Here is an 18,476-nt window from a genome sequence, read left to right on the forward strand (position 1 = left end):
GTGCACGCTGGCAAACACAGAGAAGGGGCTCAACTAAGAGGCGGTCTTTTTTTTATCTTTTTTATATCTTTTCCTTTTAATTCAGTGCTTTGATTCCGCCACTACAAGCGGTGATAACCAAAAAAAAGCCCCGCATCGGCGGGGCTTTTTGAGGGCTGACTTCTTAATAGAAGTTGGCTTTGAACTCGACACCGACGATGCGCGGGTCGTTGACGAAGCCGGTCAGGTTGTTGAAGTCGATACCGCCGGTCATGCTCTGGTCGTTGTTGATGTTACGACCGTAGGCAGCGATCTCGTAATCGGTGCCGTCGGTGCTCCAGCGGTAACCGAGGCGCAGGCCGCCTTCAAGCATGGACGCGTCCTGGTATTCCTTGGACTCGTACAGGAAGAAGTGGTCCCGTGAGCGCCAGGCCCAGTCGGTGAACACAAACAGCTCGCCGGTGGTGAGCGGGTAGGTGTAGGTAGCGGTGATGTTGGCTATCCACTTAGGCGCGTGGGGCAGGGAGTTACCGTCGATGATGGCGTTGCCGTTGGCATCCAGAGGGTCGGTGACGGTACAGCCGCTACCACAGATACCCACGGCCAGGCCCGGGTCTTTGATCTCGGTTTTGTTGTAGCTCAGACCAGCGGTGACCAGGAAGTCACTGGTGATGGCGAACTGGCTGTCCAGCTCCACACCGTAACCGATGGTCTTGTCGGCGTTGATCAGGCGGTTGAAGTTGGCGCCGCCACCAACGGCAGTCAGCTGCTGGTCGTTGAGCTGGTAGTAATAGGTGTCGACGTTAACGCGGCCACGGTTGTCGAGGATATCGGATTTGATACCCACTTCACCGCTGTACATGGTTTCAGACTTGGCGACGGTTACTTCGTCACCGAACAGCAGGCGACCCTGGATGGATGGGGCGCGGAAGCCTTTGGCCAGGCGGCCGTAGACGTTGACGTCGCTGTTGACGGTGTAAACACCGCTCAGATCCCAGCTCACTTCACCGTCAGACGGGTTGGCGTACAGCTTCTCTGTAGGGCCAATACCCAGGAAAGACAATGGCGATTGCAGGCGCTGGGCCTCGTAATCTTTCTTGTCGTGGGAGTAACGTACACCGGCGGTGACTTTGAAGTCGTCGGTGAGGTCGTAGTCGGCAGAGCCGAAGACCGCCCATGCTTTGGTGTCTTGTTTCTGGTAGGCGTAACCGTTCTGGATGCCGTTGTCATCGTAGTTGAAGCTGTCGATGTCCAGGGATTCGTCGAAATAGAACATGCCTACTTGATAGTCCAGACGGCCCAGTTCGTTGGTGGCCAGGCGCAGCTCCTGGGTCCACTGGTGGTGGCCAGGCAGGCCGTCACCGGACTCGGCAGAGGAAGTGACCACGCCAGGGTTGCCAGGGGTTCCCAGGTAACCGCCGTCAACATCACCGCGGGAGAAAGCGCGGGCGCGCTCGTAACCGGTGATGGAGGTCAGGGTGTAGTCGCCGAAGTCGTAATCAACCTTGATGCTGCCGCCACGGGTTTTCACGTCTTGGGTGGCGCGGGCAGCGGCATCCTGGTAAACGGTGTCGCGGTCAAAACCGGGCACGAAGTTGTCGGTGCCGCGCTGGATGATGTTGGCGCGGAACACGCGGGGGGTACCGTTCAGGTCACGGAAGTGGGCGTTGAACAGCACTTTGAGCTGGGCGCTTGGGTCCCACAGCAGTTGCAGGCGGCCAGCGCTGTCGCGGTAGCCTTCGAGCTGGTCGTTTTTCTCAAAACCAGGTGCTTTGTTATCGACCCAGTCGTCGCGGTGTTGGTCCAGCAAGGAGAAGCGGGCCGACAGGGTGTCGGTCAGGCCACCACCCACGGCACCCTCGAGGTTACGGGTGTTGTAGGTGCCCAGGGAGCCTTTGAAGTAGGCGTCGAAATCCTGGGTGGGCTTCTTGGAGTCGAACTTGACGATACCGGCGGTGGTGTTACGGCCGAACAGCGAGCCCTGCGGGCCACGCAGCACTTCGACACGGTCCACGTCAAAAATCGGGAAGCCCTTGAGGATGGCGTTTTCCTGCACCACATCGTCAAGGACAACGGATACCGGCTGGGATGAGTTCAAATCGAAATCGGTGTTACCCAGGCCGCGGATATAAAAGCGCGGGAAGGTACGGCCGAAGGACGACTCGATGGTCAGGCTGGGTACCCGGGCCGACAGGGCGCGTACGTCCTGGCCGGCGGCGCCGAAGGCGTTGAGGGTGTCACCCTTGAGGGAGGTAATGGAAACCGGCACTTCCTGGGCGTTTTGGACCCGCTTTTGGGCGGTAACCATGATCCGCTCCAGCTTGCCGTCGTCGGTTGTGTCGCTTTTCTTGCCATTGTCATCGGCCGCATAGGCCAGTGAACTGGAGGCAAGCAGCGCCGCCTGGATGCTCAAAAAGAGCGTCGATTTTTTGCTCATCATCTGCGATACCCGTGTTTTTTTGTTGGGGGGAATACGGCGTTTCTCTTCTTTAATTATGAAAACGTTTCCGCGGTGCGCGACTTTACGGGTTCTGTTTGTCTTTTTAAATGTAAAACGTCATAAATTGTGAACTTAGTTGCACGCTAAGTTGTTAAATTTTCACGATGAATAGAAAGTCGCCAACAGCGCGCAACAAGGCGGAAAAAGGGTACTGTGACAGTATTCATGACTATGTTGATAAATTGTTTAACGCCGTCACAGGACCCCATGATGAAACGGACCTTACTGAGCGCCGCCATTCTCGCTAGCTGCTCCCTGCCCAGCCTTGCTGCAGACCTCAAATCCACCCTCGCCCCCACCATTCATCAGCTGATGCCCCAGGTCATTGACTGGCGGCGGGATATTCACACCCACCCGGAGCTGTCCAACAGCGAAGTGCGCACCAGCAAGCTGGTGGCCGATGAGCTAAAAGCGCTGGGCCTCGAGGTGCGTACCGGCATTGCTCACCACGGCGTAGTGGGGATCCTCAAAGGCGGCCAACCGGGGCCGGTAGTGGCCTTGCGTGCCGACATGGACGCCCTGCCGGTCAAAGAGCAAACCGGCCTGCCTTTTGCCTCCAAGGTCACCGCCACCTTTAACGGCGAGCAAGTGGGGGTGATGCATGCCTGTGGCCATGATGCCCACACCGCCATGTTGCTGGGGGTGGCCAAGGCCCTTAGCAGCATTCGCGCGCAGATCCCCGGCACCGTGATGTTCGTGTTCCAGCCGGCCGAAGAAGGGGCGCCTCCCGGTGAAGAAGGGGGGGCGGCGTTGATGCTCAAAGAAGGGGTATTCAACAATCCCAAACCGGACGCCATCTTCGGCCTGCATGTCTGGCCCATGGAAGCGGGCAAGATTTACGTGCGCCCCGAAGGCACCATGGCGGCCTCCGACCGCTTTGAAGTGCATATCAAAGGCAAACAGACCCACGGCTCCAGTCCATGGCGCGGCGTTGACCCCATCACCGTTACCGGCTCGATGATAGAAGCCCTGGAGCTGATCCCCTCAAGGCAGGTGGACGTTACCCAGGCGCCAGCGGTGATCTCCATCGGCCAGGTAAAAAGCGGCATCCGCTTTAATATCATCCCCGACGACGCCACCCTGGTGGGCACCATCCGCACCTTTGACGAAGGCATGCGCCAAGACATCATCGATAAGATGCAGCGCACCGTGACCCACGTTGCCCAAGCTGCCGGTGCCACTGCCACCCTGAGCGTGAAAAGCGGCGCCGCCGTTACCTGGAACGACGCCAAGCTTACCGACTGGGCCGCGCCAACCCTGGCTTGGGCCGCCGGCAAGGAAGGGGTGGGCACCATCAAACCCATTACCGGTGCCGAGGATTTTTCCTACTTCCAACAAAAGGTGCCGGGGGTGTTCTTCTTCCTGGGGGTCGCCCCGGACGGGGTACCGCTGGACCAAGTGGCCGCCAACCACTCGCCGCACTTTATCGTCAATGAAAAGGGCCTGGAAAACGGCGTCAGGGCGCTATCCGGCCTGGCCCTCGATTACCTGCAAAGCCACCAAAAATCCTGACTTGCCTGGCCTGGGCGTATGCCCAGGCCATACCGCAAAGCCGCCTCTCCCAAACCTAACCAACCGTGCGCCGAGAAGCGGCAGGGCATTTGGCCCATGGATGTTGCCAAAGGGCGAAAAGTGACCAACATTTAATCTCTGTGCCCCAGGCAGGGATATGAGCAAGGATGGCTCAACAAGACACAGTGGAATTGGTGGATATCTTTGGCGACAGGTACGCCTTGGTCAGGGCCGGTAGCGTTTCTCACCGGCTGCTGTTTGGCCAGAGTTTTACCTTCATCGATCCCCCCGAGCGCCTCTTAAACCGGCTGGCAGGCCAGGACCACGCCGTGCTGGCGAGCCTGCTACGGCTTGTCGACGGCTTAGGTGCCTTTGGTGTTAGCCCCTATTTCGCCAAAAAACGGCTGGTTGACGCCCTTGAGGCAGGGGAGATCAAGGTCTACCTGTTGGAGAGCGACCACTGGCTGCAAGATTCTGGCGGTGTACCAAGCCAGTCCCCGGCGCCACCCAAAGCCAGTAGCGACGCCCCCCGTTTGCAAAGCGCTGGCAGCAGCCAGGTCAAAGCACCAGCCCCTTCGGTGAAAAAGGCGCAAAGCGCCATCGCCGCAGACCCTGGTATCACCGGTGGCAAGGTGGCGCGGCAGGAATTTATGGGCGCCCCGGCAACGAAGGGCGAACTTGATGCAACCGAAGCCAATAATCAGCGGGAAGACAGCTACAGCCTCGAGCAACAGGAGCAACTGATGACCAACGGCACCGCCAGAACCACTCGAGAGATGTTGCTTGCCATCGAATCGGGCCATATCCCCCGCTACTTGGTCAGGGTGGGGCCGAAGAATAATTTTGCTCACGGTACCTTTGCCAACCCCAGTAAGGAATTTGCCTTTGCCGCAGAGCCCGCCGATCTGCGAGGTTTAAGCGCAGAAGAAGCCATGAGAAAGGTGGGATGGACAGACGAATGGATAGAAAAATGTAAAGGCGAAGAGATAGTGGCTTGTATCGTTGATACGCATTCCGATAGCGCTTTTGGTGATATCAATCATCTTGAATGGGAGCAACTCAAAGACAAAGCTTTAGCCAACGATGATTTCATGGACAAGATGAGCGCATATAATTTGGATAGAGATGCGGTCAGTGGCTTTTTTGACAACGCTGAATCGACTCCGGTAGGTGCAAAACCAAGAGGGTTAACAGATGAGGAACTGATGAAATATATGCGATTCAGGGAAGGGTTGAGTGAAGACTTTTCTGCAAATAAACTCTATACAGGATTTGGTGCAACTATGAATGAGTCAGGTGAGTTAGGTGGTCGAGAGTTGATGTTGTCGAAAGGAAAGACAGGCTGGAAATTGAACACTGTCGACCATCGTTTGGTTAGTCTAGGAGATTTATAACCATGATTGGGAAGAAGGATTATATGCTTGAAGTTTTATCTTCCGAAGATGAAGTGCAGCTTAAGTGCCACTACAAAAGTGAATTTTTTGTCGATGGTGTTGAAGAAGAGCTGATTGTTGAGAAATCAACTTTTGAAATGTTAAAGGTCGCAATAGATAAAATAGTCAACCATATGGATGGGCGCCAAGAGTTCTCAAATGGTAGTGACCATGTCGTTGTAAAATATGGTGGTCCTGATTATCAGCCTATTGTCTCGATTTTAAATAAGAGAAGTGAAGGGGTTATGAGTATCGGCATTCCTGAAAGTGAATGTGGGAAGTTAATTGGATAGCCTTATTAAGGCTAGTAATAACATTTTAAATTTTTTTTGGTAGTTTTATGTCTAATTCTGTTTTTAAGTGTTTAATCTGAAGGGACATCATCGACATTCACTTTCACGGGTAAAAAGTTGGTTAAGCTATAAAAGCCATGCCGTTCACCGTTACATGTCATTAAGTTTCCCCTACCTCACCACCTTAGGCGCTTCATTTATCGCAAACCAACCTATGGTTGCCCCCAGTAGCGCGCCAAGCAGGTCGGCCAGCATATCTTTTTGGGCATCCCATTCATCCCCTTGAGCGCCAAGGAAGCTGACACCGGCATCGCCTCCTTCAAGGGCGGCGTAGGCCCACTCGATGATCTCGTAAACCGCGGCAACGGTGCCAACCGCGAAAACGGCAAAGCAGGCGGCAATGGCCTTGGTGGCGAGCCTGCGGCGCAGCAGCCATTCCATAATAGGGACCGCGAAAAAGCCCACCATAAAGTGGCCGATGCGATCATAGGGGTTACGTTCGAGATGAAGTAAATCCATCAGCCAGCCAAATGGCACTTTGGAGAAGGTGTAGTGGGCGCCAATGGCGTGCCAGAGCAGCGGCACGAAGATAAACAGGTAGGAGAGGTTACCAAAGCGAAAGCGCCGGGCGGTGAGCAGCAAGGCGGCGTAAACCAGCAGCAGTGGCGTCACTTCGGCGTACCAGACGGTACGGTCGGCAACCTGCCAGCCCAGGGCGATAAACAACGCGGCGTACAGCAACGCCAATCCTTCGGCAAAGTAGCGGCTCATGGCACCTCCTATGAGCCTCTACTTTACGCCTCTGGCGAGCGTGTTGTCCCTATCTTGCTAAGATTGTTCAGCTTTTTAGGGGTCAGCCTTGGGCGCTGAGATTGTCGGCGTCGTCTGAACCGGCTTTGCTTTCCGATTTCAGGGGGGTGATGTTGTTCTTCAGCGGCTTGGATTCGCCGAAGAAGCGGCCCCCCTTGGCGATAATGAGCTCGTCACAGTAAACGGTGCCTTCCACCAGGCCGCCTTCCACTATCTCAACCACCTTGGCATTGATGGTGCCGTCCACCTTGCCCGCTACCACCAGGCCGTCGGCCTTGAGCTCGCCTTTTATCTGGCCGTCTCGGCCAACACGAACGGCGTGGTCTGCTCTGATGGTGCCGTGAATTTCTCCATCGAGGTGAAGGTTGCAGCTGAGCTCGATTTCGCCACTGAGGTAGGTGCCTGCTGCGATAACGGTGGTTGCCATAGGGTCCTGAGATTTTCGATTGTCGCCAGTAAAGATTGCCATGGCACTTGGTTCTCCGAGTCAAAAAGCTGTTCGTAGTTGTCCAGCTGCCAGTTCAAAAAGGGTTTTGGGTTCAGTGGGATACCTGCATACGTCACTTCGTAGTGAAGATGCGGGCCGGTACTGGAACCGCTGTTGCCCGAGTAGGCGATGATATCGCCCTTGTGAACATAAGCCCCCCGCGCGACCTTGATGGTTTTGAGGTGCGCGTAACGGGTTTTAAAACCGAAGGCGTGGCTCAGCAGTACCATGTTGCCGTAGCCGGACTTGCGGTGGCTGACAATTTCCACCACTCCGTCGGCGGTTGCGTGCACCGCGGTGCCGGTATTGGCTGCCAAGTCGTCGCCGGCGTGCTCAATCAAGCGGCCCTTAATGGGGTGCATGCGTTTGCCAAAGCCGGAGCTGATATAGGCGTAGTCCAGGGGCTGGCCGTTGGGGATCAGGTTTAAGGTGACCTCCCGGCTGCCCATGGCGATGGCTGCCAAATCCAGGCGCTGGGCCAGGTTTTCGCTATCAGCCGATGCGCTAATGCCACCACCGAGCTTGTCTTCCAGGCTGTCGAGCCGGTCGGACGCTGCGGTGAGTTCTTCGGTTTTACGGGCAATGCTGCTTTCCAACAGTTGCCGCTGTTCTTCAACCTCCTGGAAAGCTGCCTTGGCGGACTGCAGATCCTGCTTCAGGGTAACCAGCGCCTCGCGGTTGCGGGCCAGCCTGGAGTCGGAGTCGTCAGCCTGCCATTGCAGGAAGCGGATATAGCCGAACATCAACAGCAAAAAGACCACAAAGCCCACCAGGGTTCCCAGTAGGGCGTTGCGCCGCTTAACGGTCAGAGCAAGGTGGCGGGTGCCACTGTTACTGCTAACGGTGATGTGCAGAATGTCTTTCATGCAAACAAGGTCTTCGCCAATGTCATTTTCTGTTCTGTCGGCTGACCCTTCCTTGGGCTATGGCACTATTCCCTCTATGGCCGTCACTGGCCATGGCAATAACTGCCCGGCAACGATACGTCATGCTTATTTTTTGTTAAAGCCTTGAGACGCAAGGAATGTCCGGATATGTGGCCTGGATACTTTTTCTGACGCTGTGCCCCGGCTCACTCAAGGCCTTATTCATAGTAACGACCCATAACGGCGCCATGTTTAGCCAACAGTTGCTGGCCCAAGTGGCTGGTGGCGATTTTGGTGGTGACAACTAACCGGTTGTTGTTACAACTTGGCTTGGCGCATCTGGATTGACCTTTGCGGCTATGGCATGGTCATAGGGATTTTATTGATGCGAAGGATTTTGCTCATGGTGCTAAGAGCCACCGCCCTGGTGGTGTTGATGGCGGCCTCACTGACTGGTTGCCAACATACCGCGACGCCCCTGGTTGACCCCAATGCCGTTATCACCAGCCCGGCCGATACCTTTAGCTACCGTTATCTCACCCTAGATAACGGCCTGCGGGTGGTGCTGGCGTCGGACCCAAAAGCCGACAAAGCGGCGGCGTCGCTGATGGTGGGCGTGGGTAGCACGGCCGACCCCAAGGGCCGCGAGGGCCTGGCGCACTTTCTTGAGCACATGCTGTTTATCTCCACTGACAAATACCCCAAGGTGGACGAGTACATGCATTTCATCGAGGCCAACGGCGGCAGCACCAACGCCTATACCGCCCAAACCAAGACCGATTTCTTCTTCGACGTGGCGCCGGACAAGTTTGCCCCGGCGCTGGACCGCTTCGCCCAGTTCTTTATCGCCCCCACTCTGGACCCGCAATACGTTGACCGCGAAAAGCACGCCGTTTACTCCGAGTATCAGCTCAAGAAAAAAGACGACGGCCGGCGCATCAATGCGGTGCTCAATGCCACCGGCAACCCCGCTAACCCTGCTGCCCGTTTTGCGGTGGGGGATCTAGATACCCTGGCCGACCGCCAGGGCGATAAAGTGTGGAGCGATCTCAAGGCCTTTCATGACCGTTACTACCACGCTGGCAACATGACGCTGGCGCTGGTGGGCAAAGACAGCCTCGATGACCTGGAAAAACTGGCGCGCCAAACCTTTACCGCCATTCCTGCCGGGCCGGCCAACCCGGTGCGCATCACCGAAGCGCCCTTTATGCCGAGCCAGCTCGGCGTGCGCATCGACATCGCGCCGCTCAAGGATTTTCGCAGCCTGATGCTGCGTTTCCCGGTGCCCTCCAGCCAGCCTTATTACCTGGAAAAGCCGCTGGATTACATCGCCTCCATGCTCTCCAATGCCGCGCCGGGCAGCCTCTACACCACCCTTAAGGAAAGCGGCTGGGTAGACAGCATGTCGGCTTACCAGGACGGCCCCGACGACTACCAACTGTTCAGCATCAACTTCAACCTCACCGAGCAAGGGGCCAAGCATGTGGACGACATCACTGCTGCCACCTTTGCCTATCTGCATAAACTGCAGCGTGAAGGGGTGAGTGACGACTTCTTCAACGAGCTGAAAAAGGCCGGCAACCTCGATTTTCGCTTCCAGGACAAGGCCAACAGCCAAGCCCTGGCCAATTACCTGGCCGGTAATATGCAGGAGGTGGCGCCAGCCCACTTGATGGACGCTGGTTTTGTCTACCAAACCTACAACCCGGCCCTTATCCACGATTATCTGTCACGGTTGACCCCAAGCAACCTGCGCCAGGTGGTGATTTTGCCCGGGGTGAAAACCGACAAAGTAGAGCCCCATTACCAGGCGCCTTATGCCATCAAGGCCCTGAGCCCCGAGCTCAAAGACAGTTGGGCCAAGGCCGAGGCCGAGCTGGCGCTGCCACCGGCCAACCCCTATTTGCCGGACGATCCCAAGGTCAAAACCATCAAGGGCGGCGCCACCTTGCCGGTGGAAATCGTCAAAGAGCCGGGGATCAGTGTCTGGGCCCTGCAAGACCCGCAATTTCGGGTGCCCAAGGCCGAAAAACGGGTGGCGCTGATGCGGCCCATCGACAATATCCAAGACAGCGTGATGAATAGCCTTTACGCCGATCTGGTGAACGAGGCCCTGGAGTCTGAGGCTTATCCTGCCAGCCAGGCCGGGCTCTATTACAACCTGTCGGCCATTAGTAACGGCCTGATTTACAGCTTGTCGGGCTACGACGAGAAGCAGCCGCTTTTAGAAGATAAAATCTGGACGGCCCTGGCCCTGAGTGACCTCAGCCGTAGCAAGTTCCGCCAGTATCGCGACCAGATGGTGCGCCAGCTGCGCAACTTCAGCCAGGATTGGCCGGTGCGCCAGCTGTTTGCCAGCCTCAACGCCTCCATGGTCAAAGAAGCCTACCCACCGGCAGAACGGGCTGATGCCCTGAGCCGCGTTAACTACCGCCAATTCATGGGCTTTGTGCAGCACTACCGTGACCAGCTGTATTTGCAGGCCCTGGCCATCGGCAACATCAGCCCGGGCGAAGCGGCCAGCTGGGGTAAATCCATGGAGAACATGCTGGTGCGTGACGCCCAGCGCATCGACAAGCCCCAAACCCACTACGCCGAGATCCCGGCCGGTGCCGAGCTGGCCCGGCAACTGACCATCGACCATCACGACTCGGCGCTGGTACTGATTTACCAAGGCCACCACACCGACGCGGCGGCCAAGGCCCGTTGGGCGCTCTTGGGGCAGGTGATTGGCCAGCCGTTCTTTGCCAAGCTACGCACCGAACAGCAGCTGGGCTACGTGGTGCAGGCCGGTGCCAGCAGTGTCGGGCTATCGCCGGTGCTGCAATTTATCATCCAGTCACCGGTGGCCGACCCTTACAGCCTCAAAGGCCATGTGGAGGATTTTCTGACCCAGTTTGGCATCGAGCTGGCCGGCATGAGCCCCGAGCAATTCGAGGAGCAAAAAGCCGGGCTTATCAACAGCATCAATGAGGCCGACAAGCAGCTTGGCGATAAAACCAATCGCTACTGGTCTTATTTGAACAACGACCGGCCCTTTGATTGGCGCGAGCAACTGGTGGCAGCGGTCAAGGCTCTGCAATTGGGCGACATGCTGGCGTTTTACCAACGTGACATCGTCCATAACGGTGCCGGCCGCTACCTGCTGTGGAGCCAGGGCCAGCAGCCAGTGACAGGGGAGATGCCCAAAGCCTGCGACAGCCAAGCCTGCCTTGACCGGCAGTGGCAATACCTCGCCCAGTAATAAAAAAGCCCCGCGAGGGGCTTTTTTATATCAGGCGTTGGCGTAGCCTTCTCGGCCGGCCAGCCAGCGCTGAATAAGGGCGTCGGCGTTGGCGGGGTGGCTGCGTAGCAGCTGCTGCGCGGCGTGTTGCACCTTGGGCAGGAGATGAGCGTCCCTTACCAGGTCGGCGATACGCAGCTCCGCCACCCCGGTCTGGCGGGTGCCAAGCAGTTCACCTGGGCCGCGAATCTCCAAGTCTCGCTGGGCAATCACAAAGCCGTCGTTAGAGTCGCGCAGCACCCCCAGCCGGGCGGTGGCAGTGGGGGAGAGCGGCGCGTGGTAGAGCAGCACGCAGTGGGACGCCGTGCTGCCCCGGCCAACCCGGCCGCGCAGCTGGTGCAGTTGGGCGAGACCCAGGCGCTCGGGGTTTTCGATGATCATCAAAGAGGCGTTGGGTACGTCTACCCCCACTTCAATCACGGTGGTGGCCACCAGTAAGTTCAGCGTGCCTGCTTTAAAGGCGGCCATCACCGCCTGCTTTTCATCGCTTTTCATGCGGCCGTGCACCAGGCCGACGCGAAGCTGTGGCAGCGCCGTTTTCAGGGCTTCGGCGGTGGCTTCGGCGGCCTGGGCTTCCAGCACTTCGGATTCTTCCACCAGGGTACAGACCCAGTAGGCTTGGCGCCCTTCCAGGCAGGCGTCACGGACCCGCGCTATCACCTGTTCGCGGCGGCCGTCCGGCACTGCCACCGTGGTGACCGGGGTGCGGCCAGGCGGCAGCTCGTCGATGATGGAGCTGTCCAAGTCGGCGTAGGCGGCCATGGCCAAGGTGCGGGGAATGGGGGTGGCGGTCATGATCAGCTGATGCGGGTAATGCTCGCCCTGGCGGCCCTTTTCACGGAGCGTCAGCCGCTGGTGCACCCCAAAACGGTGCTGCTCGTCGATGATCACCAGCGCCAGGTTGGCAAAGTCCACGTCGTTTTGGAACAGGGCATGGGTGCCCACCGCCAGTTGGCTGGCGCCGCTCGCCAGATCGCTTAATGCCTGGGCGCGGGCCTTGGCCTTGAGCTTGCCGGCCAACCAGCTGACGCCAATGCCTAAAGGTTCGAGCCACTGGCTGAAGTTAATGGCGTGCTGCTCGGCCAGGATCTCGGTGGGCGCCATCAGCGCCACCTGGTAGCCGTTGCTGATGGCCCTAAGTGCCGCCAGCGCTGCCACCAGGGTCTTGCCGGCCCCTACATCCCCTTGCACCAGCCGCATCATCGGTTTGTGGTCGGCCAGATCCCGGTGAATGTCAGCCACCACCCGGCTTTGGGCGCCAGTGGGGCTGTAGGGCAGGGCAGCCAGGAAGCGCTGCTCCAAATCGCCTTTGGGGTACATCGCCACCGCTTGGTGGTGCTGGTGGTGGGCACGCAGCTTTAAAAGGGAGAGCTGCTGGGCCAGCAATTCTTCCAGGGCCAGGCGCTGCTGGGCCGGGTGCTGGCCTTCTTCCAAAAGCGCCAGCGACACGTCCGGCGGCGGCCGGTGCACGATGCGAAGGGCCTCCACCAGCGGCAACTTATGGGGATTTAATAGCGGCGGGATCAGCTCGGGAATGGCGTCTGACAAATACCCCAGGCCCTGCTCGACAATGCTGCGCAGCGTCTGCTGGCGAAGGCCCTCGGTGGTGGGGTAGACAGCCGTCAGGCTTTCTTCCAGCTCGGGCTCGCTGCCTTCGTCCAGCAGCTTGTATTCGGGGTGGATGATTTCAAAGCGCACCTTGCCGGTGCGAATTTCCCCAAAGGCCCGCACCCATTTACCGGGGGTAAAGCTGTTCTTCTGGGCCGCCGAGAAGTTGAAAAACCGCAAGGTGGCGGCGCCGGAGGCATCGGCCACCGTTACCACCATCATCCGCCGCCGGCCATAGACAATCTCGGCTTTGACCACCTCGGCCATGACCGCGATATGCATGCCCGGCAGCAAATCGCTGATGGGGCAGATGCGGGTGCGGTCTTCATAGCGCAGCGGCAGGTGGAACCAGAGATCGGGAATGGTGCGAAGCCCCAGCCGTTCGAGTTTCTCGACAACCTTGGGGCCGACGCCCTTGAGGGCGCTGATGGGGGTTACCAGGCCAAGGTCCGGGGCCATGTTTACGCCTCCTTGGCAGGGGTGGCGGCGCGCATCGCCTGCCACCAGTCCTCGTCAGCCTGCACCTCGCCGGCCTCGTCAATCAGCGGGAAGGGCAGCCCCTTGCGGTTGCACTGCTGGGCCAGCTGCGGGTAGCCGCGCTCAAACAGCAGCCGTTGCCATTCGGCCTCGGGCAGGCGGCTGTGGCCGTACATGCCGGCGTTTTGCCGCTGGCGCTGGGCCTCGTAAAGGATAAGGGCGCTGGCCACCGACACATTCAGCGACTGCACCATGCCCAGCATCGGGATCACCACATGGTGGTCGGCTAGGGCTAAGGCCTCGGGGCTGATGCCTTGCAGCTCCTGGCCCACCAGCAGCGCGGTGGGCTGGGTGTAGTCGATGTCGCGAAAATCCTTGGCCTTTGCCGAGAGATTGGTGGCCACAATCTGCATGCCCTGGCTACGCAGGGCTGTTACCGCTTCTTCGATATGGCGGTGGCGGTGCACCTTGACCCAGTTGAGGCTGCCGCCAGCGGTGTGGGGGCGCATGCGCACGCCCTTTTGCGGGAAGATGGCGTGCACCTCGTGAATGCCAATGGCATCAGCGGTCCGCACCACGGCACTGAGGTTGTGGGCCTTGTGCACCTCTTCCATGCAGACCGTGAGATCGGGCTGGCGCATGGCCAGCACCGCTTTTATCTTCGCGAAACGCTCTGGGCTCATCCGCGCTTGGCCCGGGCGATACGCACCACCTCGGGCACTTTGCGAATGCGGCGCATCACGTTGGCCAGATGCACCCGGTTATGGGTGGTGAGCTGCACGTAGATGGAGTAGAGGCGGCTGTCCCGCTCCTCGGTATTGAGGTTCTGGATACTGGCGCCGGCGGCGGAGATGGCGGAGGTGAGGGTCGCCAGGGCGCCCTGGTGGTTAAGGATATCCACCCGCACTTCGGTGATGAACTCGCCGTCGATGCCGTCTTCCCACTGCACCGGGATAAAGCGCACCGGGTCAGACTGCCAGCCGCTGATGTTGCCGCAGGACTCCTGGTGCACCACCAGGCCACGGCCCGGGCTCATATGGCCAACGATGGCGTCGCCGGGAATGGGGCGGCAGCAGCGGGCAAAGGTCACCAACATGCCTTCGGCGCCCCGTATCGGCAGCTTGCGGCCGCCGCTGCTGGCGGTGGCCTTCTTGGCGGTGTCTTCTTCTGCGTCGCCATCTTGCAGGCGGCGCGCCACCACGATGCTCATGGCGTTACCCAGGCCGATATTGGCCAGCAGGTCGTCGATGCTGTCGCTGTGGGTGCTTTCCAGTACCGCCTGGACCTTTTCTTTGGGCAAGTCGTCGAGCTTGGTGCCGCCCAGGGCATGATTGAGCAGCCGTTTGCCCAGCACGATGGCTTCTTCGGATTTGAGCAATTTGAGGTGCGAGCGAATCTTGGCCCGCGCCCGGCTAGTTACCACGAAGTTCAGCCAAGCGGCATTGGGGCGCGCGCCGGGGCTGGTGATCACCTCCACCGTCTGGCCGTTTTCCAGCGGCATGGACAGCGGATAAGGCTGGCGGTCTACCCGGGCGCCAACGCAGGCGTGGCCCACGTCGGTGTGCACCGCGTAGGCAAAGTCCACCGGGGTGGCGCCGGCGGGCAGCTCGAGGATGCGCCCGTCCGGGGTAAAGACGTAGATTTCGTCGGGGAACAGGTCGCTTTTAACGTTCTCGATAAACTCGAAGGAGTTGCCCGCGCTTTGTTGTAAGTCCAGCAGGCTTTGCATCCAGCGCCGCGCCCGTACCTGGGCGGTGGTGCCGGAGTTCTCGCCGTCTTTCTTGTACAGCCAGTGGGCCGCCACCCCGCGGTCGGCCATCAGATCCATGTCGTCGGTGCGGATCTGAATCTCGATGGGCACCCCATGGGGGCCGACCAAGGTGCTGTGCAGCGACTGGTAACCGTTGGCCTTGGGAATGGCGATGTAATCCTTGAAGCGGCCGGGCTTGGGTTTGTACAGGTTATGCATGGCGCCCAGCACCCGGTAACAGGTGTCGAGATCCTTGACGATGATGCGAAAGGCGATGATGTCCATCACCTCGTGGAACTGCAGTTCCTTGTTGCGCATCTTGTTGTACAGGGAGTAGAGGTGCTTCTCGCGGCCTTTTACCTCGCACTGGATATGCTGCTCGTCCAGGCGGGCACGGATGCCGTCCAGGATGTTGTTAACCAGTTGCTTGCGGTTGCCGGTGGCGCGTTTTACCGATTCGCGCAGCACCCGTTGGCGCATGGGGTAGAGGGCCTCAAAGCCCAGCTCCTCAAGCTCGTTCTTGATGTTGTGGATACCAAGACGGTTGGCCAGCGGCGCGTAAATCTCCAGGGTTTCCCGGGCAATACGGCGTTTCTTGTCGGGGCGCAGGGCACCGAGGGTACGCATATTGTGGGTGCGGTCAGCCAGTTTGATGAGAATGACGCGGATGTCCTGGGTCATGGCCATGATCATCTTGCGAAAGTTCTCGGCCTGGGCCTCTTCCTTGGAGTTGAACTTGATTTTATCGAGCTTGGACACCCCTTCCACCAGCTCGGCAACGGGCTCGCCAAATTGCTCGGCGATCTGTTCCTTGGTAACGGGGGTGTCTTCGATGGTGTCGTGCATCAGGGCGGCGCACAAGGTCTCGTGATCGAGCCTCATGTCCGCCAGGATGCCGGTCACCGCCACGGGGTGGGTGATGTAGGGCTCGCCAGAGGAGCGGGACTGCCCTTCGTGGGCGTCCCGGGCCAGCACATAGGCCTGCCTGATGAGTTCCACTTGCGCCGGGTCCAGATAACTGGTCAGGCGCCCTTTCAAGCCCTCAAACAGATACACCGCTGCCCCTTGGTTAGTGGCTTATTCCAGACCGCCGTTGGCGATAGCGGAAACGGCAGCCAGCTCGGCGGCTTCCTGCTCCTTTTGCATACGGGCGTCTTCGGCGTCCAGTTTGTCGCCGTCAATCAGGCCAGCTTCGATTTCGCGCAGGGCGATAACGGTGGCTTTGTCGTTCTCAGGATCGACCAGGGTGTCTTTGCCCTGAGTGGAGATCTGACGGGCGCGGCGGGCAGCCAGCAGCACCAGGTCAAAACGGTTACCGACTTTATCTACGGCGTCTTCAACGGTTACACGAGCCATGAATTACTCCCATCAGGCAAAACAAGTCTTCAAAGGTAGCCTGCTAGTTTACTTAACCGCCAATAAGGCGTCCAGCAGTGTGGTGTTGGCCTGGCGTTGATTGTCCAGGCTTTGGCGGGCTGCCAGCACCACCGAGCGGAACCTGTCGAGGGTGGTTTCGAAGTCGTCGTTGATAAGCAGGTAGTCGTATTCGTCAAAATGCGACATCTCGGACACCGCCTCGTTCATGCGCTTGGCGATGGTCTCGCTGCTGTCCTGGCCGCGGCCCACCAAGCGCCGTTCCAGCTCTTCGCGGCTGGGGGGCAGGATAAAAATGCCGATGGCGTGGGGCATCATTTCCCGCACTTGGCGGGCGCCTTGCCAGTCGATATCCAGGAACACGTCAATGCCGTTTTCCAGTTGCTGCTCTACCGCCAGGCGGGAGGTGCCGTAGAAGTTGCCGAACACTTCGGCCCACTCGAAAAAGGCGTCTTGGTTGATCAATGCCTTGAAATCGTCCACCGACACAAAGTGGTAGTGCACCCCGTGCTGCTCGCCGGGGCGTGTGGCGCGGGTGGTGTGGGACACGGAAACGGCCATGGAGTTGTCCAGGGAATGGCGCTCAAGCAAAGCCTTGATAAGGCTTGATTTTCCGGCGCCGCTGGGGGCCGAGACGATAAAGAGGTTTCCGCGTCGCATGGGCTGAACCTGATGGTGAAAAACAGCCATTTTAGCAAGCTGGCGCCGCTTTGGGCAGTCAGCTGAACTGGCGCAGCCCCCACACCAGCAGGCTGATGCCCCAGGTAACGGCAAAAAGGCGGCTGAAATCTTGCCGGCTTTGGGCCAATGGCGGGCCAAAGCGGCGCTCAAGAGGCCAAGACGCCAGCCAGGGCAGGGCGCATAACGCGGCGCCGAGGGCCAGTCCAAAGCCAAAGTTCGGCACAAAATGGGGCAAGATGGCGGTGGCGATGGGTAGCAGCACGTTCATGTCATAACGGCGCAGGCTCTGCTCGCTGTCCGCGCTTTGCCAGGCCGCAAAGGTGTAAGCGCAGGCCACCAGGGCGCAGAGCCCGTAAAGGCTTAGCACCAAGGCCGACCAGCCTGTGGCTACGCCCCCTTGCAGCTGGCTGTGGGCCAGCCGGCCGGTGAGGCTTATCAGCAGGTGCAAGCCTATGGAGGCGCCCAGGGCAAATACCAATATCACCAGCAGCGCGCAGCCGGTGCCGTGGTTTTTTTCGCGCTGCTCCAGGTGGCTTTCAATGGCCAGGATAAAAAAGGCGGCCAGGGCACTGAAGGCCCAGTGCAGCCAGAAGTACTGGGCCAGCAGCGGCACTATGCCCAGCACACCCAGCAGCGCCGTGACGCCGTTGCCGGGCAGGCGAGTACGGTAGAAGGGGTAGGCCGCCACCAGGGCGATGTCGGCGCACAGCAGGCGCCAGTCCAGTTGGGTCAGTAACCAATCCATGGTGTGTGTTCCGTGTCAGCTTTATTCGTCGTCGCCGTAATACTGGACGCCGAGTTTGATGATGCCCCGGCCCTGGGCCTTGCGGTGTTGGTTGGTGTCGCGCAGGGAGTAAACGCAGCCGCAATATTCTTGCTGGTAGAAGCGCTCGCGTTTACTGATCTCCACCATGCGGGCGGCACCGCCGCCTTTGCGCCAGTTGTAGTCCCAGTAATGCATGCCGGGGTAGGGCGCCACGGCCCGCTGGCCGCAGCCGTTGATCTGCTCCATGTTCTTCCAGCGGGAAATGCCAAGGGAACTGGAGATCACTTTAAAGCCGTGCTCATGGGCATAGAGGGCGGTGCGCTCGAAGCGCATGTCAAAGCACATGGTGCAGCGCACGCCGCGCTCGGGCTCCCACTCCATGCCCCGGGCCCGCTCGAACCAGTTGTCGGTGTCGTAGTCGGCATCGATAAAGGGGACTTGGTGCTGCTCGGCAAAGCGGATGTTCTCTTCTTTTCGCAGCAGGTACTCGCGCTCGGGATGGATATTGGGGTTGTAGAAGAAGATGGTGTAGTCGATGCCGCTGGCATGGAGGGCTTCCATCACTTCCCCTGAGCAAGGGGCGCAGCACGAATGCAGCAGTAGTTTGTCCTCGCCGTCCGGCAGGTGCAGTTGGGGGCGGTTTGGCTCAGCCATGGT

At 59.1% G+C, this 18,476-nt stretch carries 16 protein-coding genes; 5 read left to right on the plus strand and 11 right to left on the minus strand.

Going from position 1 to position 18,476, the window contains the following annotated elements; translation table 11 throughout:
• Window positions 1–163: 163 nt before the first annotated feature.
• Complete coding sequence (locus AC22G1_RS00410) at window positions 164–2,419, minus strand: TonB-dependent receptor (protein ID WP_487315049.1); 2,256 nt, start codon at window positions 2,417–2,419, stop codon at window positions 164–166.
• Window positions 2,420–2,689: 270 nt separating this feature from the next.
• Here AC22G1_RS00410 and AC22G1_RS00415 point away from each other — a divergent pair, with 270 nt between their 5' ends.
• From AC22G1_RS00415 to AC22G1_RS00425, 3 genes are all read left to right on the plus strand, one after another.
• Entirely contained in the window at window positions 2,690–3,991 is a 1,302-nt protein-coding gene (locus AC22G1_RS00415) for an amidohydrolase (RefSeq protein WP_487315050.1), read from the plus strand.
• A 167-nt stretch (window positions 3,992–4,158) separates the two neighbouring features.
• Window positions 4,159–5,385 carry a hypothetical protein gene (locus AC22G1_RS00420; protein WP_487315051.1) on the plus strand — a complete coding sequence of 409 codons (1,227 nt, stop codon included), beginning with the start codon at window positions 4,159–4,161 and terminating at the stop codon, window positions 5,383–5,385.
• Between the two features lie 2 nt (window positions 5,386–5,387).
• Window positions 5,388–5,717 carry a hypothetical protein gene (locus AC22G1_RS00425; RefSeq protein ID WP_487315052.1) on the plus strand — a complete coding sequence of 110 codons (330 nt, stop codon included), beginning with the start codon at window positions 5,388–5,390 and terminating at the stop codon, window positions 5,715–5,717.
• A 171-nt stretch (window positions 5,718–5,888) separates the two neighbouring features.
• Here the strand turns inward: AC22G1_RS00425 and AC22G1_RS00430 are convergent, their stop codons facing one another.
• From AC22G1_RS00430 to AC22G1_RS00440, 3 genes are all read right to left on the minus strand, one after another.
• Complete coding sequence (locus AC22G1_RS00430; protein WP_487315053.1) at window positions 5,889–6,488, minus strand: DUF2238 domain-containing protein; 600 nt, start codon at window positions 6,486–6,488, stop codon at window positions 5,889–5,891.
• Window positions 6,489–6,570: 82 nt separating this feature from the next.
• Window positions 6,571–6,909 (minus strand): bactofilin family protein, encoded by a 339-nt coding sequence (locus AC22G1_RS00435; protein ID WP_487316674.1) that lies wholly within the window; start codon window positions 6,907–6,909, stop codon window positions 6,571–6,573.
• Complete coding sequence (locus AC22G1_RS00440) at window positions 6,816–7,880, minus strand: peptidoglycan DD-metalloendopeptidase family protein (protein WP_487315054.1); 1,065 nt, start codon at window positions 7,878–7,880, stop codon at window positions 6,816–6,818. The genes AC22G1_RS00435 and AC22G1_RS00440 overlap by 94 nt, the downstream gene beginning before the upstream one ends.
• 170 nt (window positions 7,881–8,050) lie before the next feature.
• On the opposite strand from AC22G1_RS00440, the gene AC22G1_RS00445 reads away from it, so the two are divergent.
• Window positions 8,051–8,188, plus strand: a complete 138-nt coding sequence (locus AC22G1_RS00445) for a hypothetical protein (protein WP_487315055.1) — start codon at window positions 8,051–8,053, stop codon at window positions 8,186–8,188.
• A gap of 77 nt (window positions 8,189–8,265) precedes the next feature.
• Entirely contained in the window at window positions 8,266–11,124 is a 2,859-nt protein-coding gene (locus AC22G1_RS00450; protein WP_487315056.1) for an insulinase family protein, read from the plus strand.
• A gap of 30 nt (window positions 11,125–11,154) precedes the next feature.
• Here AC22G1_RS00450 and recG read toward each other — a convergent pair whose 3' ends face one another.
• Genes recG through AC22G1_RS00485 form a run of 7 tightly spaced genes read right to left on the minus strand, consistent with a single transcriptional unit; the run spans window position 11,155 to window position 18,473 of the window.
• Window positions 11,155–13,230, minus strand: coding sequence for an ATP-dependent DNA helicase RecG (gene recG / locus AC22G1_RS00455; protein WP_487315057.1), 2,076 nt, complete (start codon window positions 13,228–13,230; stop codon window positions 11,155–11,157).
• A 2-nt stretch (window positions 13,231–13,232) separates the two neighbouring features.
• Complete coding sequence (gene trmH, locus AC22G1_RS00460; RefSeq protein ID WP_487315058.1) at window positions 13,233–13,931, minus strand: tRNA (guanosine(18)-2'-O)-methyltransferase TrmH; 699 nt, start codon at window positions 13,929–13,931, stop codon at window positions 13,233–13,235.
• Window positions 13,928–16,054, minus strand: a complete 2,127-nt coding sequence (spoT, locus tag AC22G1_RS00465) for a bifunctional GTP diphosphokinase/guanosine-3',5'-bis pyrophosphate 3'-pyrophosphohydrolase (protein WP_487315059.1) — start codon at window positions 16,052–16,054, stop codon at window positions 13,928–13,930. Before spoT ends, trmH begins: the two co-directional genes overlap by 4 nt.
• A 21-nt stretch (window positions 16,055–16,075) precedes the next feature.
• A complete protein-coding gene (gene rpoZ / locus AC22G1_RS00470) occupies window positions 16,076–16,354 on the minus strand; it encodes a DNA-directed RNA polymerase subunit omega (protein ID WP_487315060.1) in 279 nt (92 codons plus the stop codon).
• Window positions 16,355–16,402: 48 nt separating this feature from the next.
• Window positions 16,403–17,032, minus strand: coding sequence for a guanylate kinase (gene gmk / locus AC22G1_RS00475; protein WP_487315061.1), 630 nt, complete (start codon window positions 17,030–17,032; stop codon window positions 16,403–16,405).
• Between the two features lie 58 nt (window positions 17,033–17,090).
• Window positions 17,091–17,798, minus strand: a complete 708-nt coding sequence (locus AC22G1_RS00480) for a hypothetical protein (RefSeq protein WP_487315062.1) — start codon at window positions 17,796–17,798, stop codon at window positions 17,091–17,093.
• 21 nt (window positions 17,799–17,819) lie between these two features.
• On the minus strand, window positions 17,820–18,473 hold the full coding sequence (locus AC22G1_RS00485) for an epoxyqueuosine reductase QueH (RefSeq protein WP_487315063.1): 654 nt from the start codon (window positions 18,471–18,473) through the stop codon (window positions 17,820–17,822).
• Window positions 18,474–18,476: the final 3 nt, after the last annotated feature.

The sequence above is a fragment of the Gallaecimonas zhanjiangensis genome, from assembly GCF_057624825.1.